The following is a 21,128-nucleotide window of genomic DNA, read 5'->3' as shown; positions in this document are numbered from 1 at the left end:
CGCGCAAGCGGCGTATCAGTTAAATCCGTTTGAGTCTGCGGTCTATTTGAGTTTCACTTCGTTCAGCTGCAAGGCTGCTGATTTTTTGCTGGGGCGGCTCACGCCGATGATAGTTTTGGGGCCAAGCCACGTCGTGAAATCTTTGACGTAAGCTAGTTGCTGGTCGTTAGCCACGTTGAGTTTGAGGCGCTGCGGGGCGCTAATAACGCCGGTGGGCACCTGCACATGGCGCAGGTAGAGGTCCGACTTACCTTGCAAGGTTTCCAGAGTCAGCAGCTGCAAATCTTCGCCAAAGACGGCAGCGCGGTAGCCGATGCCGGTGTAGCTGTCTATGGCCGGGGCCACTTGGTCTTTGGGCACGATAAGGTGCCAGACCGGCTTCAAATAGGGGCTATAGCCAAAAGCGTACAATTCGCGGGCGTGCACGGGAAGTTCAGGGCCACCCTCCTCGTAATGGCGCTCAGCCACCACCACCAGGTTTTTATCCTCCGTCAGCAGCATTTCGGCCAGGTAGATATCAGTCAGACGCTTGGTTTCGGTACCGGTGGCTTTGCTGACTTCAGCCAAAAAGGTGGGGGCGAAGGGTAATTCATCGGCGAATTTCAACTGGTTGGCAGCGAAATCGAAGCGCACGATTTTGAGGCTCGTTAACTCGCCCGTATTGTAATTAGCGCAAAGCGCGGCGGCATATATCTGGCCATCGGGCTGCAAGGAGAACCGGGCGTCGCGGATGGTAATGGGCTGGCCGCCGAACGTGCCGCCTACCGGCACGCCCATTACCGGGATGGCGGTAGGGATGCCCACTTGGTCGGGCGTGGGAGGGTAGCGGCGTACGCTTACTTTTTTGAGACCATCGCCGAGCAGCGTTACGTACTGCGTACCGTCGTTGGCCAGCAAGATATTAGGCGTAAAAAAGTCGCCTTGGTCCCGAAAATCATAGGTGCGGTCCAAGATTTTGCCCAGCTTCTGGTCGTAGAGCGTGCCCTCGATGCTGCGCACCTGCTCGTCGCGGGTGGCATAGCGGAAGGCCAGCAGCCGGGTACCGTCGGGCGAGAGGCGCACGCCGGGGCGGCGGTCGCGGGCTCCGGCCCGAATGAGTACCGTGGGCGTGCCCTTTTGCCCGCCGCTCAGCGCCACAGGCTCCACGGTGAGGGTCTGGCCGCTTTCATCGGCGCGGTGCACTACTACCCACGCTTGCTCGGGGCTGCGTCCGAAGGCCTCCACAGTTTCGCCGGGAGCTACGGGCAGGGTAGTACTCCACTGCTTTTTGAGGTCGGCGTCGTAGCGCTCCACGGCATAGGCGCTGCCACTCTGGTGAGCCAAGATGATGAAGCCGCTACCATCGGCCAGAGGCAGGGTTTTCTGCGGCACGCGCTGGTTGTAGCGGTCCTCGCCCTGTTCGGGCAGGTAGCTAAAAGGGGCTGACCTGACTTTCTGAGCTAGCGTCGGCGTACTTATGCTGAGCAAACTACCCAGTAGCAGTGCGGCTGCGCAAATTGAAAAGTACATAAAAAAATAATACGAACAAAAAATAGACAATGGCCCCCCCGAAGCCCAAAAATACCTCCCCGCAGCCGTTGATACCCACCAACGGAGCGCGCCCGGCCTACCCCTACCACCTTAGTTGCATCAGAATAGTATAACTTTGCTGGCAGGTACGTATCTGAATTGTCCGCTACTTTCCCTCAACGCAACTCTACTCGAGGTTATTCGTTCAAGGGCCGGCCTGAAGGTACACTACCTTTTTAGCTCTATAACTATCCCACCCGTTGCTCAATCTTTTTTTCGAACGCAATAACCTATCAACTGGCACTCGTTTTGAGGTAGCATGTGCCGCTACCCGCTTTTTATGAAATTATTTCTTAAGCTTGGCTCCCTGTTCGCCCTTATTATCGCGGGTCGCTACATGCAGCTAACCACCCCGTCGGCCACGGCTGGCCTCACCAAGTCACCGGTGGCACTCGCCTTTCCCAGTAGTACCTTCAAAGACCTGCCGCTCACGCGCTACACCACCGAGCAGCCTATTTCTCCCACTATCATTCGCGTCAGTCAGCACCCCAAAAAGGCGGAGCCGATTACCTGGTTTTAATCGATAAGCAAAGCGGCTTTCTTCCCAAAGGTCGCTTTTTTTATGCCTTGGCGGGTCCTAACTAATGCGGCTCCAGTTGACGGCCGTGGTGGGCAGGCTTTCAATATGACGGCGGATATTCCCATGCTCGGGCCGGGCCAGCTCAGGGTCGTCTTGCAGAATGGCTTGGGCGGCGGCACGGCTCTCGCTCAGGATGCGGCCATCCTTGGCCAGGTCGGCGATGAGCAGGTCGAGCACGCCGCTTTGCTGGGTACCCATGAGGTCGCCGGGGCCACGCAGCTTGAGGTCAATGTCGGCAATTTCGAAGCCATTATTGGTCCGCACCATCGTTTCGAGGCGAGTGCGGCTGTCTTTGCTCAGCTTATAGCCCGTCATCAGGATGCAGTAGCTCTGGTCGGCGCCGCGCCCTACCCGCCCCCGCAGCTGGTGCAGCTGCGAGAGACCAAAGCGCTCGGCGCTCTCAATCACCATCACCGAGGCATTGGGCACGTTCACACCGACTTCGATAACGGTGGTCGCCACCATTATTTGGGTTTCTTTTTTAACGAAGCGAGCCATCTCGAAGTCTTTTTCCTCGGCCTTCATGCGCCCGTGTACGATGCTGATTTGCATCTCCGGAAAGGCCCGGCTTACGCTTTCGTAGCCGTCGGTCAGGTCTTTGTAGTCTAGTGTTTCGCTTTCCTCGATGAGCGGGTACACGATGTACACCTGCCGGCCCAGCGCCACTTGGTCGCGAATAAACTGAAAGACTTTCAGCCGATTAGCATCGTAGCGGTGTACAGTCACGATGGGCTTGCGGCCGGCGGGTAGCTCATCAATCACACTCACGTCGAGGTCGCCGTAGAGCGTCATGGCCAGCGTACGCGGAATGGGCGTGGCCGTCATCACCAGCACGTGCGGGATAACGTACGGGTTTTTCTGCCACAATTTTGAGCGCTGCGCCACTCCGAAGCGGTGCTGCTCGTCCATGATGGTCAGGCCCAAGTTGCGGAACTGCACCACGTCTTCCAGCAGGGCGTGGGTGCCCACCAGCATTTGCATTTCGCCGTTGCGTAGCTGCTCGTGCAGCACTCGCCGTTCACTGGTGCGCGTGCTACCCGTGAGTTTGCCCAGGTTCAAGCCCAGCAGGTCGGCGTACACTTTCAGGCCCTGGTAGTGCTGGTCGGCCAGAATTTCGGTGGGGGCCATCAGGCAGCTTTGCGCGCCATTGTCGGCGGCCATCAGCATCGAGATAAAAGCCACGATAGTTTTGCCCGAGCCCACGTCGCCCTGCAAGAGCCGGTTCATCTGCTGGCCATTGCAAAAGTCCTTATAAATCTCGTGGATAACCCGCTTCTGCGCGCCCGTGAGGTCGAAGGGCATGATGTTCTTATAGAAATGCACCAGCGTGGGCACGTCACTGAAAATCTGCCCCGCCAGCGTCACCTTACGCTGGTCCTTTTGGCGCAGCAGCTTGAGTTGAATGTAGAAAAGCTCCTCAAATTTGAGCCGAAACCGCGCCTTTTCCAATAATTCCGGGTTCTGCGGAAAATGAATCTGCTGCATGGCAGCAGCCTTATCCAGCAGCGCGTACTGTTGAATAAGCGCGGGCGAGAGCGTCTCGGTTACCTGGGGTAGGGCAATTTTCAGCAGGTCGCCCACCATCCGCATAATCGCCTTGCTATCAACGCGGTGATAGTTTTTCAGCTTCTCGCTCGTGTTGTACACCGGCTGCAAAAAACTCTGACCGGGCTTCTGCTCGCTCACTTCTTCCAGGTCAGGGTGCGCCATCTGCGGCCGGCCGTTGAATATGGTTGGCTTGCCGAACACAATGTATTCCTGGTGGTTTTTGATGACTTTTTCCAGGTAGTTTACACCCTTAAACCACACCACTTCCAGCTCGCCGCTGGCATCGCCTACCTTAGCCACCAAGCGTTTTTTAGGCCCCTCTCCTAGCACCTCCCGCCCGCGCAGCACGCCTTTTACCTGCACATAAGGCAATTCATCATGCAGGTCCACAATGTTATAAAACTGCGTGCGGTCGAGGTAGCGAAAGGGGTAGCGCTGAATCAGGTCGCCGTAAGTAAACAGGCCCAGCTCCTTGCCTAGTAGCTGCCCCCGTTGCACCCCTACCCCCCGCAGATTTTCGAGCTTAGTTTGAAAGAAATTACTCATTTCTAAAGTAGAACGCGAGCATTATAGAAAACTAAAATGCTGTCAGGCTGAGCTTGTTGAAGCATCTTTACCGCGTAACTAACCTCAACCAAGTAGGATTACTTACACAATAAAAAAGCTTCGACAAGCTCAGCCTGACAGTATTTTGGGGAAACTATTTATATTTAAGTGAATTAAGCATTTTTATCATATCGTACTTCACGTACTCGATAACCGGGGCCAGTGAGTCGTTGGCCGTAGCGGTGCGGAAGTAGAGCGCCGCCCGAAAAAAGTGTTTGGTACTGTCGGTGGTATAGAACTGAAACTGGCTCGGCACCTCACCTTCCAACTCAAACACCGAAGCGCGCATTCCGTTGGGCGTGCGCAAAATCTTTTCTTCAATCGAAGTCGCTTTTACCTGGTGCTTGCCGGTGAGCTTGCGTGCGTCCTCCATCATTTTATTATAAAGCTGACGGTTACGTATCACATTGGTGTAAGTAATCTGCACGTTGGCGTGCAGCCGGGGGTAGTAAATATTCAGCCAATCGGGTTGCGCCAGGTACGACGAATCGCGCAATACCTTGGCATACTGCGAGTACTCGAATGTGTAGGGGTGGCCGGCCGGCAGCTCCCGGTAGCGATGCGGCGGCAGGTCAATGCGGTTATAGCCCTTTGGCTTGGGCGTGTAGTCGGGGGTAGGCGAGCAGCCAGCTAGCCCGCTGGCTGCGCCAGCCAGCGCCAACATCCAAACCCAGAATCGGGGAGTACTCATAGGTACTAAAAACAAAATAAGTACCAAAGATAGACCACCGATTAGTAGGGATTTTAGCGGATTTCCCGGTTTTTATGGATGATTTGGCAGCCTCCACTTGCGCTGCGGCTTCTTTGCAAACTAAAAAGCCGCCCATTTGGGCGGCTTTTTAGTTTGGCACGCTGGCATACGGGCCAAACGTGTACCACGCACAAGGTCCAGGAAAGCCATTAAAATCTGCACTAATCAGTGGTCAGAAGGGGAGTTGGTCCAACTCGGGTTCCTGGCGCAGACTCACGTTGTCGTCGGCGAGGGGGGTAGGGCTGCCAGGGCCATTGGCCGCACCACCCGCCCGGTTGCCGAGCAGCGAAATTTCCTCAGCGATAACCTCCGTAATATAGCGCGTCTGCTGGTCTTTGTCCTGGTACTGGCGGGTGCGCAATTTACCTTCCACGTACACCTGCGAGCCTTTTTTCAGGTATTTCTCAGCTAGCTCGGCCAAGCCGCGCCAAGCCGAGATGTTGTGCCACTCGGTGCGCTCTACGCGCGCGCCCTGTTTATCCTTGTAATATTCATTAGTAGCTAGGGTGAAGTGGGCAACACTATTGCCACCTTCGAGGTGGCGCACTTCGGGGTCTTTACCCAAATTACCCACCAAAATAACTTTGTTTACTCCGGCCATACTCGTACTCTGTTAAAAACGTAGGCGACAGCCAACCACAGCTGTCATTGACGGGTTAAAAGTACGAATATTTTTTTGATTTTACAAATTTAATTAGTAAATAAAGCTAATTAAAATAGTCAGTATTTTCCCCTTCTCTACGGGCTAGCATTAGCTTATCTTATCCAAGTAATTACTAATCAGCACTGGCTTGGGCAACTGCTCAATTTCAGTGGCGGAGTAAGCTTGCAGGCCCGTATCGCGCTGGGTAGCGGGGGGTAAGGGCACAGTCAATTCAACGGCGTGGAAGCGGCATTCCAGCTTCTGGTGGCTCAGTACGTGGCGCAGGGTGGGGCTGGGCCGGTCCTCAGCCACGCGGCTGGTATCAGGCTGGCCGCCCAGCGCCGCTACGTGGCGCAGTACTTCAGCGACGGGCATTTCGGCCGCATCGGTTTCGGCCAGGGCAAAGTCGTAGAGGCCCTGCCAGATATCGCCGGCCGAGCGTTGCTTGAGGTATAGCTGCCCCGCGTGGCATAGCACTAAGTAGTGAAAATAGCGCGTGCGCGCCGCCTTGGCTTTGGCCTTGATGGGCAACAGCGCCACCTGCCCGTGCTGAAAGGCCCAGCACGGGCTTTGCAGTGGGCAAAACAGGCAATCGGGCTTGGCAGGCGTGCACTGGAGTGCGCCAAACTCCATAATGGCTTGGTTGAACTCGGCGGCGTGAGCGGGCGGCAGGTGCTGGTCGGCTAGCGCCTGAAATTCCTTACGCGAAGCCGGGGCCGCGATGTCAGAATGCAGCCCAAACACCCGCGCCAGCACCCGAAATACGTTACCATCGAGCACAGCCACGGCCTCATCGAAGGCAAAAGAAGCTACGGCCGCCGCCGTATAGGGCCCTACCCCCTTCAACTGCCGCAGGCCCGCGTAGGTGGCCGGAAACCGCCCGCCAAACTCGCCTACTACCTGCTGAGCGGTGTGATGCATGTTGCGGGCCCTTGAGTAATAACCCAAGCCTTGCCAGTGGCGCAACACTTCCTGCTCGGGGGCGGCAGCCAGGTCGCCCACGGTAGGATAAGTAGCCAGAAAATCAAGATAATACGGTAGGCCCTGAGCTACCCGCGTCTGCTGCAGAATAACTTCGGAAAGCCATATTGCGTAGGCGTCACGCGTATGCCGCCAAGGCAAATCGCGGCGGTGGCGCGGGTACCAACTCAATAAAGCCTGGGCTAAGAACGTATGGGGAGGAACCGAGGCGGTAGTAGACGCAGTTTTAAGCAAGATAATGATGCAGAATAATTTGGCAAAAAGAGAATCTTGGAGATTTCCATTGGCCGGACAAGAAATAAGAAGTACCTTTGCGCTCCGTTTCCAATAGCAAACCTCCTACCGGGCAAGGAATTACGCTGAAACGGTTGATTATCCGCCTGATATTTTTTTCACTTTTAGTACCCCCCCTCACCAACGTGACCAAAGCTGAGGTAATTTCCGAAATCTCGCAAAAAACCGGCATTGAGAAAGCCGATGTGCTAACGACCGTTGAGGCCTTCTTCAAAGTAGTGAAGGACTCGATGACCGAAGGCCACAACATTTACGTGCGCGGCTTCGGCTCGTTCGTGAATAAGAAGCGAGCCCGCAAAGTAGCCCGCAACATCTCTAAAAACACGTCGCTCATTATCGACGAGCATTACATTCCGAGCTTCAAGCCGAGCAAAACCTTCGTTGCCAAGATTAAAGGCAGCAAGAAAATAACCGGCGAGTCGTCGGAGAAAGCCCCTAAAAAGGCTGGCAAGAGCACCAAAAAAGCGAAAGCCTAGTTAAATAAGTAACCGCGTTACGCTTGTAACGGGCTGGGGTGATAAGGGCGGACGGCTGCCGCGAGGTGGGCCGTAGTTCCCTTATCACCCCATTGCTTAGCTACCCCGACTCTTTTTCGCATGGCTTCTACTTCCTCCTCCAGTAAGCACCAATTGGTACTACTGGCTGGCGCGCTGGCGCTGGCCGGTGGGCTCTACGCGCTGCCTAAGGGCATCGTAAAGCCCAAGGAGAGTAAGACGGAGTTGCGGCAGGATGCGGCTGCTACCGCCACCCGCGATGGCGGCGGCTTGGCTACCAACGGCTCAAAAACCGATGCTTCGTCGGGACCGCGCCCGGCTGAAACTGGCACCGTAGCTGGCGCAGCGGCGGGCATGGCTAACGCTGCCCCCCACACGCAGGCCACCGCTACCCAGCGCCAGGAGTTGAATACGCTGCTGGCGCAATTTCGGGCCGCTCCCAACGCAGCCACCCGGCAGCAAGTGGTAGCCACCCTGGCGGCCCGCTACGCAACCGTGGAGCGCTTCGACAGCGCGGGCTACTACTTAGCGACGGTGGCGACGGCTCAGCCCAGCGAGAAGGCCTGGCAGCAGGCGGCCGATGCGTATTTTCAGGCGTATAGCTTCGCGGCTTCGGCCGAGCGCAAGAAATTGCTTGGTGACAAAGCGCGGGAGCTGTATGATAGAGTATTAGCTATCAACCCAAATAATCTGGATTCTAAGACGAATTTGGGTATGGCCTACATGAGCAGCGACAATCCCGTGAAAGGAATTGGGCTGTTGCGGGAAGTGCTGGAGCAGGACCCCAAGAACGAGAAGGTGCTCTACAACCTGGGTATTCTGGCCATTCAGAGCAACCAGCTGGACAAGGCTACGGAGCGTTTTTCGCAGCTGGTGCAGGTGAATCCTAAAAACGTAGAGGGTCAATTTTACCTCGGAGTGGTGCTAGCCCGCACCAACCGGGGAGCCGAAGCCCGCGCCGCTTTCCAAAAGGCTAAAAGCCTCAGCGCTGACCCGGCCCTAGCCACTTCAGTAGATGAGGAGTTGGCTAAACTCAAAAATTAAGTCTACTTTCCGCTGACTGACCGCCGCGGCGTTACTTTTACGCCCCCTAACCTAGCTTCGGAAACCAGGAACTACTACCTACCCATTTTAACCCAACAAGACAATGCCCTGCGGTAAGAAACGTAAACGCCACAAAATCGCCACCCACAAGCGCAAGAAGCGCCTGCGTAAGAACCGCCATAAGAAGAAGTAATCTTCTGACTTAGTGCGGAGTACGGGGCAGGCAGCCCGGCTAAGAGCTTGGCTGCCGCCTATCTCTCACGTAGCCTCCGCCACGCGGACGACTACCGTGGTGTGCCGGATTATCCCTCAAGGGGGATAATAACCGTGGCTCGCGAGGGGAAGCTGGGACATCCTGTTCCTGGCTTCCCTTTTGCTGGTTTCGGGGCACCCTACCCCTGCGTCCGGGACCAGGTAGGCTACCTTAACTAACCTACTACGTTGAGCAATGAATTAATAATCAATTCCACCCCCGAAGGGGAGCGCATTGCCTTGCTCCAGGATAAACGGCTGATTGAGTACCACTTCGACCGTAACGATACCAACTACGCAGTAGGTGATATCTTTCTGGGTACCGTGCGTAAGGTAATGCCCGGCCTCAACGCTGCCTTCGTCGATATTGGGTCCGAAAAGGATGCCTTTTTGCACTACGGTGACCTCGGCGAGCAGTTTCCCTCCCTTCACAAGTGGGTGGGCACGGTGATGAAGCACCAGGCGCAGAGCGCGGGCTTAGAGAATTTTAAGCTGGAGCCGCCGCTGGAAAAAGTTGGTAAGGCCGACAGCGTTTTCAAAAAGGGGCAGAATCTGTTGGTGCAGGTGGTCAAAGAGCCGATTTCGACCAAGGGCCCACGGGTAAGCACCGACATTTCGATGGCCGGCCGCTACCTCGTACTGATGCCGTTTACAAACGGTATCTCAGTCTCCAAAAAGATTGTGAGCAAGGCTGAGCGTGACCGACTCAAGCGGCTGATTGCCAGTATCAAACCCGAAGGCTTCGGCGTCATCATCCGCACTGTGGCGGAGGGCCACGAGGTGGCCGAGCTGGACCGCGACATGCAGAGTATGGTCGAAAATTGGGATACGCTCTACCAAAACCTGCGTAAGGGCCAACCCCGCGACAAAGTATTGGGCGAGTTGGGCCGCACGTCGTCTATGCTGCGCGACATGCTGAACGAGTCGTTTGACTCGATTATCGTGGATACGCCGGGCCGCTTCGAGGAGATGAAGGAGTACGTGCAGAAAATTGCACCCGATAAGGTGGGGCTGGTGAAGCTGCACAATACCAAGGTCAAGTTATTTGAGCACCTGGGTATTGAAAAGCAGCTAAAAACGCTGTTTGGCAAGACGGTGAGCGTGCCGGGCGGTGGCTACTTGGTCATTGAGCACACGGAGGCGCTACACGTAATTGACGTGAACTCGGGCTCAAAGAGCAACCAGGAAAATGACCAAGAGGCCACGGCCCTGATGATTAATCTACTGGCCGCCAAGGAAGTAGCGCGCCAGCTGCGCCTACGCGACATGGGCGGCATCATCGTGGTGGACTTCATTGATATGCGCGCCGCGGAGAGCCGCAAAAAGGTGGAGGACGCGGTGTACCACATCATGAAGCAGGACAAGGCCAAGTTTACCATTCTGCCGCTCACCAAATTTGGGCTGATGCAGATAACCCGGCAGCGGGTGCGCCCGGCCGAAACCATTGTGACCGGCGAGGTGTGCCCCACCTGCGGCGGCACCGGCAAGATTTCGGCCTCCATCCAGGTAACGGACGAGATTGATAACAGCATCGACGACCTGCTGGTGAACCAGAACCAGAACGGCCTGACGCTCTACGTGCACCCATTCCTGCACGCTTATTACACCAAAGGCTTGGTAAGCAAGCAGATGAAGTGGTATCTCAAGTACTACAAGTGGGTGAAGGTGATGAAGGATACCGCCCTTGGCCTCACCGACTTCCGCATTGAGGACGAGCACGGCGAGCAGATTGAGTTACACTCGGCCGCCGCCGCAATGGCGCGCGCGCAAGACCGGGAGGTAGTAGAGCTAACCGCTGAATAGGCTACTGATTGGCACGAATTTCACAGATTTTGTGGACGCAAGTAAGGCTACCCAGCAGGGTAGCCTTACTTATTTTTAGCCGATGTGCGTGGCGTGAACACCGTCCATAGAATCCGTGAAATCCGCTTACATCCGTACTAATCAGTGGTCAGAATTTGAGACCCAAATCCAGCGCCACGACGCTGTTTTTAATGCTCACATCTTGGAAGCCCCGATTTTTCTTAAAGTAGCGGTCGAGGTCCACTAGGCCGTGGTGATAGCTGAAACCGGCAAGCGCTTTGGTACTATGGCCCAGCTGATATTCGACGCCCAAACCGCCGATGAGGTTGGCATCCACTGCGAAAACGTGGGCCGAAGCAGCAGTCTGGACGTTGCCATTGTAAGGGTCGGTGTAGAATTTATCGCCGTTGATGCGCGTGCTAACCGGGAAAGACAGCGAGCCACCGACCTGGAAATAAAGGCGGGTAGCGGGCGAAATCTCGTTGGTAAACAGCTTGAGGGTAGCGGGAATTTCGAGGTATTGGATAGCCAGCTTTTGCCCATTTCGGTAGTCTGCGATTGGATAGGGCGAGTTGTTTTTTTCTATATAATTGAAATTTCCTCCCTTACCGGTCAAAAACAGCCCAGTGTTAAAGGCGTAGTTTTCGCCAAAAAAGTAATCTATAAACACCCCACCGCCGAAACTGAGCTTACTACCGCCGCCTTGAAAACTGGCAGGAGCAGGCGAGCTGGCGCGCAGAAAAGACACGGCAGGCGATACCTTGAGGCCAATTTCGACCTGGGCGAAAGCGGCGGCGGAAATAGCCAGCGCGGCGAGAGTCAGGAATAACTTCTTCATAAACAGCCGGTAAGGTGGGTAGCAGCCTGAAACGCGCTGTCGCGTTAAGAACGTGTAATTTTGTGCGAAAATAGCTTCAGCTTGAAAGTATCTACTTATATCCTAGCGCTCGGCTTAGTCGCCGCAGAGCTGCTGGCCGGCTGCCAGCGTGATGCCGAGGAAGGTGGTTGCCGCCCCGACCCCGCCAGCAACGCGCCCGCCTTGCCCCTACCCCTGCACCGTCTTGAAAGGTCCTTCTTTCAGATTAAAAATCCGGACGAAGCGTCGCAATTCATGCGCGACAATCCTGTTTTTGCGCAGCTATACCTGCACGCCGACCAGGCCCCGCCCGCTACGCTGGCGACATCTCTGACCAAGATGGCGACTAATCCGGCGCTCCAAAAGCTGGGCCAGCAGACCGCCGTGGCCTTTGCCGACTCGGCAGCCCTGCGGCGGGATATGGCAGCTATGTTTGGGCGGGTGAAGTATTATTTTCCTGATTTTCAGGGGCCGGCCGTGGCCGATACTTACGTGAGCGGGCTGGTGGGCCAGGACATTTATATCAACGATAAGCTACTGGTTATCAGCTTAGATTGGTTTGCGGGACCGCAGGCCAGCTACCGGCCCGACTTGCCCGGTTACATGTTGCGGCGCTACCGCCCGGCCTACGTGCTGCCCACGCTGGCGCTGGCCGTATCGGGCAAGTACAACAAGCATCAACTCACAGCCACATCCATGCTCGACCAGATGGTGGACCAGGGTAAGCGCCTCTACTTTGCGGGCCGGATGCTGCCCTGCGCACCCGATTCGCTGCTGATGGGCTACTCGGAGAAGGAGCTGAAGAGCGTTAAATTCAATGAGCCGCGCATTTGGGGGCATTTTCTGGAGAAAGACCTGCTGTATGCTACTACTCCGTTTCTGATTCAGAAGTACGTGGGCGAGCGGCCCAACGTGCCCGAAATTGACCGCACCTGCCCTGGCCGCATCGGGCAGTGGCTGGGCTTGCAAATCGTGCGCAAATACATGGCCGAGCACCCGGATGTGACCCTACCCCAGCTCATGGCCCTGACCGACGCCCAACGCCTGCTCAACGACTCGCATTATCGACCGAAGAAATAATCAGTGCATTGGTGGATTAGCGAATCAGTGAATGAGAATTATTTACTGATTCGCTAATCCACCAATGCACTAGTTGTGTTTATGCACATTGCCGTTTTCAGCCAGTACCATACCAGCCCCGACTGCCCGGCCACCAGCCGGCACTATACGCTGCTGACTGAAATTGCGAAGCATCACCGCGTTACGCTGTTTACTACCCCCGCCTGGCGACCGCAACGACTGACGCACGAGTGGCCTTGGGTACCGCTGGGTGTGGAGCTGTGCGAGGCGCGCGTGCCGTATCAGAACACGATGGGACCGGCACGGCGGGCGCTGGCCTTTGCGCAGTACGCGGCCTGGGCCGTGCGGGCGGGGCGACGCATGGCGCGGCCCGACGTGGTATGGGGTATCAGCACGCCGCTGACGGCGGCCTGGGCGGCGGCGCGGGTGGCGCAGCACTGGCAGGTGCCGTGGGTATTTGAGGTGCAGGATTTATGGCCCTCGTTTCCGGTGGCGATGGGCGCGGTGCCCACGGCGCTGGCCCGGCGGCAGCTATTCGCGTTGGAAAAGCGGCTGTACAACAGCGCGGCGCACATTGTGCCGCTCTCGCCCGACATGAGCCGCTACATCACGGCGCTCGGAATTTCGCCCGCTAAAATCACTACCCTGCTCAATGGCACCGACCTCGACCTGGCGGCCTGCCCTACCCCCCTACTTGTAGCCGAGCTGCGCCGGGCGCAGGGGCTGGAAAACCAGCAAGTGGTGCTCTACGCGGGCACCTTCGGTCGAGCCAACGACCTACCCACGGTAGTCGCCGCCGCCGAGGCGCTGGTGGCGGCCAACCCGGCCGCGACGTTTCTTTTCTTGGGCCACGGTTTTTTTGAGGCGCTGGTGGCGGCGGCGGCGGCGCGCTGGCCGGGGCGCATCCGGCTGGTGGGCGGGCAGCCGCGCCACGCAGTATTCAGCTGGTTCGCGCTGGCCGATGTGGCGGTAGTGTCATTTCTGGGCCTGCCGGTGTTGGACGCCAACTCGCCGGCTAAGCTCTATGATGCGCTGGCCGTGGGCACACCGGTAGTAGTTACCAATAAGGGCTGGACCAAGGCGCTCGTGGAGCAGTATGGCTGCGGCTGGTACGCGCCGGCCGGCGACGCGGCGGCCCTGGCGGCGCGCCTGCAAGCCGTGCTGGCCGACCCAGTAGCTGCCGCCGAAGCTGGCAAACGGGGGCAGACGTTGGCACGGGCTGAGTTTGACCGGCGACTACTTGCCCAGCGAATGCAGCGCATTTTGGAAGGGGTGCTCTTTACTAACTAGCTTATTGAGCAAGACTTACGCAATGGGATTGGCCGGGGAGTTAGGCTGCGCCAGCCAGGTCCGGAAGGCCACGACTTCCTCCGGAGTTAGCGTATTTTTAGGAAGCCGCATTTCCAGGCGGGGCAAGCGCTGAATTAGTAGAAAGAAGTAAGCTTCATTTTCTTCCGAAGTTAGAATCCAACTCCAGTTTTTGGTCTCGGCTGGGCGGTCTGGGTTATCGTAGTGAACGAGTATTCGGGTGGGTTGAAACTCGACCATTGCCTGAAACACCTGCTTGCGGCGCTGCCAATGACTACCCAAATAGACCATTGCGTAGCCGAGGCCGCAGAAACCTGCTGAGTAGGTAAACCAGGTTCCCCAGAAACTACCTACCAGCGCCGGGCGCAACAGCGCCAGCCCTAAAGCAGCCAAGCCGTAAAGCCACACATCGCGCTTCCAAAAAATTCGGGTTTTGGCCGATAAATGCGCTTCATAGCTACTACCGAAACGCTTAGTTATTTGAGTTATCACGTGGATTACCTTTATTTCTACGTATTGTTGCTATTCCTTACCTTCTCCCGACTACCGATGAAATGGCTTCCCTCATTCGTTAAGCTTTTCCTGATTTTCGTGGCGGGTTTCGCGCTCCTGCTAGGCGCGGGCGTAGTAGAAATGAGCTACTTGGGCAACTACCAGCTTAGTAGTATTTTCGGATGGCTACGTTTAGTAGGCTTGCTGCTAATCGTCGTGAGCCCCATTCTAATGGGGCTAAAGTTTTTTGCCCGGCTGGATAGCAAGGTCAAATTAAGCCTTACCCCTACGAAATCGGCACCTTGCGCAGAATGGCCTCGATGAGGTCGTGGGTGCGGATGCCGTCGGCTTCGGCCTCGTAGGTGAGCAAGATGCGGTGGTTGAGTACGTCCTCGGCCACATCCTTGATGTCTTCGGGCAACACGTAGTCGCGGCCATCGAGGTAGGCCACGGCGCGGGAGGCGCGGTGCAACGCGATGCTGGCCCGCGGACTGGCCCCAAACTGTACGGCCTGCGCAAACTCGGGCAGGTCGTAGTCGGCCGGGCGGCGGGTAGCGAACACCAGCTCGATGAGATACTTCTCCAGCGTATCCGAAATCTGTACTTGGTTTATCTGGTCGCGGATGCCAAAAATATCCTCCTTGGTAAGTACCGGCCGCACGTCGCCCTGGAAACCCAGGTTGGCCATGCGGCGCATCACCTCCAACTCGTCGGCTTTTTTGAGGTAATCGACGTGCACTTTCAGCATAAAGCGGTCTACCTGCGCCTCAGGTAGGGGGTAGGTACCTTCCTGCTCCACCGGGTTTTGGGTGGCTAGCACCAGGAAGGGGCGGTCGAGCGGGTAGGTCGTTTCGCCGATGGTAACCTGGTTTTCCTGCATGGCCTCAAGCAGCGCACTTTGCACCTTGGCCGGCGAGCGGTTAATTTCATCGGCCAGCACGAGGTTGGCGAAAATGGGACCCTTTTTTACTTCAAAAACCGACTGGTTCTGGTTGTAAATCATGGTGCCCACGAGGTCGGAGGGTAGCAGGTCGGGCGTGAACTGCACGCGCTGAAAGTGCAGGTGCAGCACTTGCGCCAAGGTACTTACGGTGAGGGTTTTGGCGAGGCCCGGCACGCCTTCGAGCAGGATGTGGCCGCCGGTAAAAACGCCGATGAGCAAGCGGCTCACCAGCGTCCGCTGCCCCACCACTACTTTTTCCATCTCAGCAAACGCCTGGCGAATGAGGGGGCGGTAATCGGGGGCGGAAATAGGCTGCATGGGGCAAAGTAACGGCCGGCGACGGAGATGGGCGGTAGCCAGGGCATACCCAAAAGCCTGTTTCTCGCGTTTGGCAGCCGTGCGCCCGGCCCCAGCGCGGTACCTTCGGCCGGGCCGGCCCAACCCAGGGCCGGCCTTTTTCGTTTGGAAAGGCTTAGTTCTGATTTCTTAACGCGAGCCGGACGCGGCTTGGCTTACCTTTTCATCTGCCTGTGTCAATTTATTTACGACGCTTTCTATACTTTATTCTGGGGTTGATTGCGCTGGTCCTGCTGCTGGTGATTGGCGTAGTCGTGTTCTTGCAGTTTCCGGCGGGCCAGGATTTTGTGGCGCGGCGGGCCGAGGGCTACCTACGCGGCAAGCTGCACACGGAAGTAAACATCGGAAAATTTCGGACCGATTTTCGGCACGCCCTCAACTTTGATGACGTGTATCTGGCTGACCAGCAGCGCGATACGCTGCTGAGCGTGGGCCACTTGGGCGTGAGCATCGACATTTTTGCGCTGCTGCACAGCCAAGTCAACGTCAGTGACGTGGAGCTGGAAAACGGCCGGGTGCGCCTGACCCGCACCGAGCCCGACAGCGTAAACAACTACGACTTCATTATCAAGGCGTTTAGTAGTCCGCCTACCCCGGCCGACACTGCCAAATCCACCTTGAAGTATGACATTGGGAAGGTACACGTCCGTAATTTGCTCTTCACCCAAAATGACCAGGTAGCAGGCTCCGACCTGCGGGCCAAAATCGGCGAGTTACTGGTGAACATGGACGAGGTGGACGTGACCAACTCCATCTACAAGATTGATAAAGTGGCGCTGCGCCACTCGGTGGTGCAAATGGCGCAGAGCAAAACCGCACCCGAGCTGGCCGACAATAAGCCGACTAAGCCGCTGGATTTGACATTTGGGCTGAACCAGGCAACGGTGGAAGACTTTGGTTTTGAGTATAGAAACGACCCATCGGCGCAGTATATCAAGACGCAGGTGGGGTTGGCCAACGTGACGGCTAAAAATATTGACCTTGCCAAGGAGCGCATTGACCTGGGCAAGCTGACGCTTAAGAACACGACTTTTGCCTACGCCCAAAACCAGAATGTGTCGGCAGAAAAGCGGGCCGTGAACCCGGCCGAAGCCGTGCGCAAAGTGAACGAGGCGGCCAAGAAAGCGGCCCCTACCCCCCTGGCCTGGCGCGTCACCCTGGAGCAGTCGGACGTGAGCGGGCTGGCCGTGAACTTTGATAATTTCAACGACCCCAAGCTGAAAACCAAGTATCCGGCGCTGGATTACAGCCACTTGCACTTCACGGATTTGATACTGAATACGCGGGACCTGAGCTTTACCGAAAACCTGACGACGGTGAAGCTGGACAACCTGGCGGGCAAGGACCAGAGCGGCTTCGCTATCAGTTCGGCGCGGGCCAACGTGGTGTACGATTCGACGGATATCAAGCTCGACAGCCTGGATTTGATAACGCCCAATTCGCGCATTAAACGGAACATTTTTCTGCATTATAAGAGCCTGGGGGCCATTGCCGACGACCTACCTAACTTAGGTCTGGCCGGCGACCTGCGCGAGACTCGCCTGGGTTTCCGCGACTTATTATACCTGGTGCCGGGCCTGGCCGACACGCCGCCCTTCACTACCGGCCCCAACCAGAGCGTGCTGCTGACCGGCTTGGTGAGCGGCCGGCTGGGCGACTTAACTATCCGCGGCTTTGAGTTTGTGGGGCTGCGCAACACCATAATTGAGGCCCGCCGGGCGCACATCGTGGGCCTGCCCAACGTGGACGGCCGACTGTTTGTGGACCTGGATATTCAGAAGTTCACCAGCTCGCGGGCCGACTTGCTGAGTATTTTGCCCAAGGGCACGGTGCCGGATAACATCAGCATTCCGCCGGTCATTGCGCTGAGCGGCACCTTTCGGGGCCACCCTACTACCCTCGCTTTTGATACGAACCTAAAGTTGCGCTCGACCTACGGCAACGTGGCGTTTTCGGGCAAGCTGGGGGCGGCGCAGGCCAACGGCCGGCAGCCGCTGGTGGGCACTTTCGCGGTGCAAAACTTCGACGCGGGTAAGTTGCTGAAAAACCCGTCCATCGGCACCATTACCGGCACGGGGCGCATCAACGCAACGGGTAATTTACAGGACCCTAACACGCTGGTGGGCAAGTTATCGGCCAACATTCAGAGCGCCCGCTACAACGGCTACACCTACCACGGCGTGACGGCCGCCGTGGACATTGACCGGAGCAAGTATACCATTGCGGCCAGTAGCAAAAGCGACCCCAATTTGAACCTGGATTTGAACGCCGTGGTGAACTTGCGGGACGCGAAAAACCCAACGTACCAGGTGACTTCGCTCAACCTGCGGGGCGTAAACCTGACCAAGCTGGGCTTTTATACCGGTGGCGACCTGCGAGTGCAGGGCGACCTCGCGGCGAGCATCAGTGGCTCGGGACTGAACACGATTAACGGCACGTTTAGCGGCAGTAAGCTGGTTATTATCAAGGATGGCCTACCCATCGCGCTCGACTCGGTGCGTGGGCGCATTGTGCAGAACGCAACCCACACGGCGGTCACGTTTAGCTCGAACGTGGCCGACTTAAACCTCGATGGCAACGTGCACCTGGGCGATTTGGCGACAGAATTGCAGCGCCACATCAGCCGCTATTTCCGGCTGCCTGGGGTGAAACCGTTTAGCAATACGGCTGGTAACCAGTACTTTACCTACTCGCTGCAAGTTAAGAATACGCGGCTGCTGACCAAGCTGGTAAAGGATTTGAAGCAGATTTCGCCCTTCACGCTGGCCGGCGAGTACAGCCGTGCCGAGGCTAAACTCACGGCCCACACCACTATCGGCGTGGTGCGCTATGCGAGCTACAAGCTCGACTCGGTAAACCTGAACCTAAACTCCGACCCGCGCAAGCTCGACTATAATTTGCACCTGGCCCGCGCCCGCCAGGCCAGCAGCCTAAACCTGCGCCGGCCCAGCCTGATAGGCTCCGTAGCCGATAATAAGGTGAACGTGCGGGCCGCCATCCTGGGTGACAGCAGCAACCGCGAGCGGCTGGCACTAGCCGGCGCGCTGACCGTGGTGGACCAGGGTAAGCGCGGCGACGGCTATCAGTTTGCCTTCACGCCCGACCAGACCATTAATTATGATACCTGGACGGTGAGCGCCGACAACTACGTGCGCTACAACGCCGACGGCAGCGTGACGGCCAATAACCTGCGCCTGACCAACGGTGGCTCGGCGCTGGTAGTGCAGAGCCAAAACCCGGCCGTGAACACCTCGCCGCTGGCCGTGCGCTTCGAGAAGTTTGACCTGGGCATCGTGAGCAAGGCCATTGGTCAGCCCGACTCTACCCTCGGCGGCATCCTCAATGGCGAGGCCGTGGTGCGGGGCCTGGGCACCAAGCGCTTGGGCTTCACGTCTAATCTGACTATCAACAATTTACTATACAGTAAAGCCGTTATTGGCGACTTAGCGGTGCAAGCCAGCAATCCCGAGGCCGACCGCTACCAAGTGGAGGCTCGCCTGACCGGCGGCAGCGGCAACGACGTGACAGTAAAGGGTTTTTACCGTACCAGCGGCCCTACCCCCCTCAATTTTGTGGCCGACGTGAAGCGGCTTAATCTGAAAACTGCCGAACCCTTCTCGGCCGGGCAGCTAAGCCAGGGGAAGGGCTATTTGAGTGGAGAACTGAAAATAGCTGGTACGACCAGCGCACCGCAGGTGCGCGGCACGCTCACTACCTCGGCCGACGCGTCCTTCGTGGTACCTCAGCTTGGTGCGCCGTTCCGATTAGTGAGCCAGCCCGTTACGTTCGATGCGAAAGGCATTGCCTTTAATAATTTCACGGTGGTGGACTCGGCGGGCAATAAGGCCGTAGCCAATGGCTACCTGCTTACTCCTAATCTGCTGGATTACGCTTTTGACCTGCGCGTGACAACCAAAGATTTCCTGGCCGTGCGCAGCACTCGCAGCAAGGATAACACCTTGTACTACGGCCGCTTGGTAGTGGACTCGGATACGCGCCTGACGGGCCCATTGACGCTCATCAAAATCAATACCGTAGCGACTGTGGTCAAAGGCTCGGACCTAACCGTGGAAAACCCAGCCGCCGACCCCAGCGTGGTGGCCCGCGAAGGCATCGTGCAGTTCGTTGACTTCAGCCTGCCCGATTCGCTGCGGGCTAAAAAAGCGGTGGCTGACTCGGCCAATACAGGGGCCATCGGCTACGACATCACGGCCCGCATCACGATTACTGATGACACACCCTTCACTTTTGTCGTGGACCCCGTGAGTGGCGACAATCTGCGCGTGCGGGCCGCCGGTACCCTTACTACTACCCTCGATGCCAGCGGCAACCTCACCCTGACTGGCCGCCTCGACGTGCGCCGGGGCAAGTATAAGCTGTCGCTTTACGGCCTGGCTACCAGGGAGTTTATTATTGCGCAGGGCTCGTCGGTGAGCTGGAGCGGCGACCCGTATAACGCCGACCTCAACATTACGGCCATCTACAAAGTAAAGGCTGCCCCGTCTGACCTGTTAGCCGGCCAGGGCAGCAACGACGCTTCTACTAACCTGGCGGCCCGCAATACACTACCCTTCAACGTACTGCTGAAGGTAACGGACCAGCTCAGTAAGCCGACAATTGGGTTCGACATTACGCTACCTGAAGACCAGCGCGGGGCGCTGGGGGGCGAGGTAGAGGCCCGCCTGGGTCAGCTGCGGCAGCCCGGCAACTCGTCGGACCTCAGCAAGCAGGTGTTCTCGCTCCTCGTGCTGGGGCGCTTTATTCAGCAAAATCCGTTTGAAACCACGGCTGGCGAGAGTATTGTAGCCAGCCAGCTGCGCGGCTCGGTGAGCCAGGTGCTCACCGACCAGCTCCAGAACCTGACCGGCAAATACCTGGCGGGCCTGGGCCTCGACCTGGGCGTAACCAACCAGGCTGACTACACCAGCGGCTCGGCCCAGGGCCGCACCGACCTTAACGTGGCCGTGCGCCGCCAGCTGCTCAACAACCGCCTCACCGTGCGCCTAGGCACCGACGTGCCGCTGAGCGGCGGCAACGGCAACCAGGGCACCTCAGGCACCAGCTCGGCCAGTAACTTTGCCGGCGACATCAGCCTCGAATACACGCTGCTCGCTGACGGCCGCCTGCGCCTGCGCGCCTTCCGCCAGAACGCCTACGAAGACATCGACGGGGCCATCGTGCGCACTGGGGCTTCGCTGGTATACCAGCGCGAGTACAACAACTTCAAGGAGTTATTTGAGAAGGTGAGCCAGCAAGTGAAGGACGAGCGCCGTCGCAACAGCAAGCAGGAAAAGCTGGATAAGGAGGAAGAAAAGCGCCACGACCAGCACCTAGCCGACTCGACGGCCGCCGCCAATGGGGCCGTGCGCGCGGACACGACGAAGAGAAACAAGAAGTAAAAATGATACCTTAAGAATTACCACAGGGTAGTTTTTATTAGCATGAAGCACAGCGTTTTACCAACAATACTTAAGTTAATTCAACGGCCGCTCGGGGGGGTAGCAAGTGCGCGCCTGAGCGGCTCTAG

At 57.3% G+C, this 21,128-nt stretch carries 15 protein-coding genes; 7 read left to right on the top strand and 8 right to left on the bottom strand.

Annotation, left to right across the window (positions count from 1 at the left end):
- Positions 1-42: 42 nt before the first annotated feature.
- Positions 43-1,509: a hypothetical protein gene (locus LC531_RS02290; protein ID WP_223648712.1), complete on the bottom strand. Its 1,467-nt coding sequence runs from the start codon at positions 1,507-1,509 to the stop codon at positions 43-45.
- A gap of 340 nt (positions 1,510-1,849) precedes the next feature.
- On the opposite strand from LC531_RS02290, the gene LC531_RS02285 reads away from it, so the two are divergent.
- Positions 1,850-2,089 carry a hypothetical protein gene (locus LC531_RS02285; RefSeq protein ID WP_223648711.1) on the top strand — a complete coding sequence of 80 codons (240 nt, stop codon included), beginning with the start codon at positions 1,850-1,852 and terminating at the stop codon, positions 2,087-2,089.
- A 57-nt stretch (positions 2,090-2,146) separates the two neighbouring features.
- Here the strand turns inward: LC531_RS02285 and recG are convergent, their stop codons facing one another.
- From recG to mutY, 4 genes are all read right to left on the bottom strand, one after another.
- Positions 2,147-4,243: an ATP-dependent DNA helicase RecG gene (gene recG / locus LC531_RS02280; RefSeq protein WP_223648710.1), complete on the bottom strand. Its 2,097-nt coding sequence runs from the start codon at positions 4,241-4,243 to the stop codon at positions 2,147-2,149.
- Positions 4,244-4,397: 154 nt separating this feature from the next.
- Positions 4,398-4,994, bottom strand: coding sequence for a gliding motility lipoprotein GldD (gene gldD / locus LC531_RS02275; protein WP_223648709.1), 597 nt, complete (start codon positions 4,992-4,994; stop codon positions 4,398-4,400).
- Between the two features lie 232 nt (positions 4,995-5,226).
- The gene (locus LC531_RS02270; RefSeq protein ID WP_223648708.1) at positions 5,227-5,655 is read right to left on the bottom strand and encodes a single-stranded DNA-binding protein; all 429 of its coding nucleotides are present in this window, start codon (positions 5,653-5,655) and stop codon (positions 5,227-5,229) included.
- A 150-nt stretch (positions 5,656-5,805) separates the two neighbouring features.
- The gene (gene mutY / locus LC531_RS02265; protein WP_416138292.1) at positions 5,806-6,849 is read right to left on the bottom strand and encodes an A/G-specific adenine glycosylase; all 1,044 of its coding nucleotides are present in this window, start codon (positions 6,847-6,849) and stop codon (positions 5,806-5,808) included.
- A 248-nt stretch (positions 6,850-7,097) separates the two neighbouring features.
- Between mutY and LC531_RS02260 the strand changes: the two genes are divergently transcribed.
- The 3 genes from LC531_RS02260 to LC531_RS02250 all read left to right on the top strand — a co-directional run bounded on the left by LC531_RS02260 (position 7,098) and on the right by LC531_RS02250 (position 10,565).
- On the top strand, positions 7,098-7,448 hold the full coding sequence (locus tag LC531_RS02260; protein WP_223648706.1) for an HU family DNA-binding protein: 351 nt from the start codon (positions 7,098-7,100) through the stop codon (positions 7,446-7,448).
- Positions 7,449-7,568: 120 nt separating this feature from the next.
- On the top strand, positions 7,569-8,510 hold the full coding sequence (locus LC531_RS02255; protein WP_223648705.1) for a tetratricopeptide repeat protein: 942 nt from the start codon (positions 7,569-7,571) through the stop codon (positions 8,508-8,510).
- A 441-nt stretch (positions 8,511-8,951) separates the two neighbouring features.
- The gene (locus tag LC531_RS02250) at positions 8,952-10,565 is read left to right on the top strand and encodes an Rne/Rng family ribonuclease (RefSeq protein WP_223648704.1); all 1,614 of its coding nucleotides are present in this window, start codon (positions 8,952-8,954) and stop codon (positions 10,563-10,565) included.
- 148 nt (positions 10,566-10,713) lie between these two features.
- On the opposite strand, the gene LC531_RS02245 is transcribed toward LC531_RS02250, so the two are convergent.
- Positions 10,714-11,403: a porin family protein gene (locus LC531_RS02245; protein WP_223648703.1), complete on the bottom strand. Its 690-nt coding sequence runs from the start codon at positions 11,401-11,403 to the stop codon at positions 10,714-10,716.
- Between the two features lie 81 nt (positions 11,404-11,484).
- Here LC531_RS02245 and LC531_RS02240 point away from each other — a divergent pair, with 81 nt between their 5' ends.
- The gene (locus LC531_RS02240; protein ID WP_223648702.1) at positions 11,485-12,501 is read left to right on the top strand and encodes a gliding motility protein GldB-related protein; all 1,017 of its coding nucleotides are present in this window, start codon (positions 11,485-11,487) and stop codon (positions 12,499-12,501) included.
- Positions 12,502-12,582: 81 nt separating this feature from the next.
- Positions 12,583-13,791 carry a glycosyltransferase family 4 protein gene (locus LC531_RS02235; RefSeq protein WP_223648701.1) on the top strand — a complete coding sequence of 403 codons (1,209 nt, stop codon included), beginning with the start codon at positions 12,583-12,585 and terminating at the stop codon, positions 13,789-13,791.
- 15 nt (positions 13,792-13,806) lie between these two features.
- Here LC531_RS02235 and LC531_RS02230 read toward each other — a convergent pair whose 3' ends face one another.
- On the bottom strand, positions 13,807-14,178 hold the full coding sequence (locus LC531_RS02230; RefSeq protein ID WP_223648700.1) for a hypothetical protein: 372 nt from the start codon (positions 14,176-14,178) through the stop codon (positions 13,807-13,809).
- A 409-nt stretch (positions 14,179-14,587) separates the two neighbouring features.
- On the bottom strand, positions 14,588-15,562 hold the full coding sequence (locus LC531_RS02225) for an AAA family ATPase (protein WP_223648699.1): 975 nt from the start codon (positions 15,560-15,562) through the stop codon (positions 14,588-14,590).
- Positions 15,563-15,774: 212 nt separating this feature from the next.
- Between LC531_RS02225 and LC531_RS02220 the strand changes: the two genes are divergently transcribed.
- Complete coding sequence (locus LC531_RS02220) at positions 15,775-21,000, top strand: translocation/assembly module TamB domain-containing protein (RefSeq protein ID WP_223648698.1); 5,226 nt, start codon at positions 15,775-15,777, stop codon at positions 20,998-21,000.
- Positions 21,001-21,128: the final 128 nt, after the last annotated feature.

Origin of the sequence: Hymenobacter psoromatis (genome assembly GCF_020012125.1) — a bacterium.
GTDB lineage: Bacteria > Bacteroidota > Bacteroidia > Cytophagales > Hymenobacteraceae > Hymenobacter > Hymenobacter psoromatis.
This window is presented reverse-complemented; position numbering and strand designations above follow the sequence as displayed.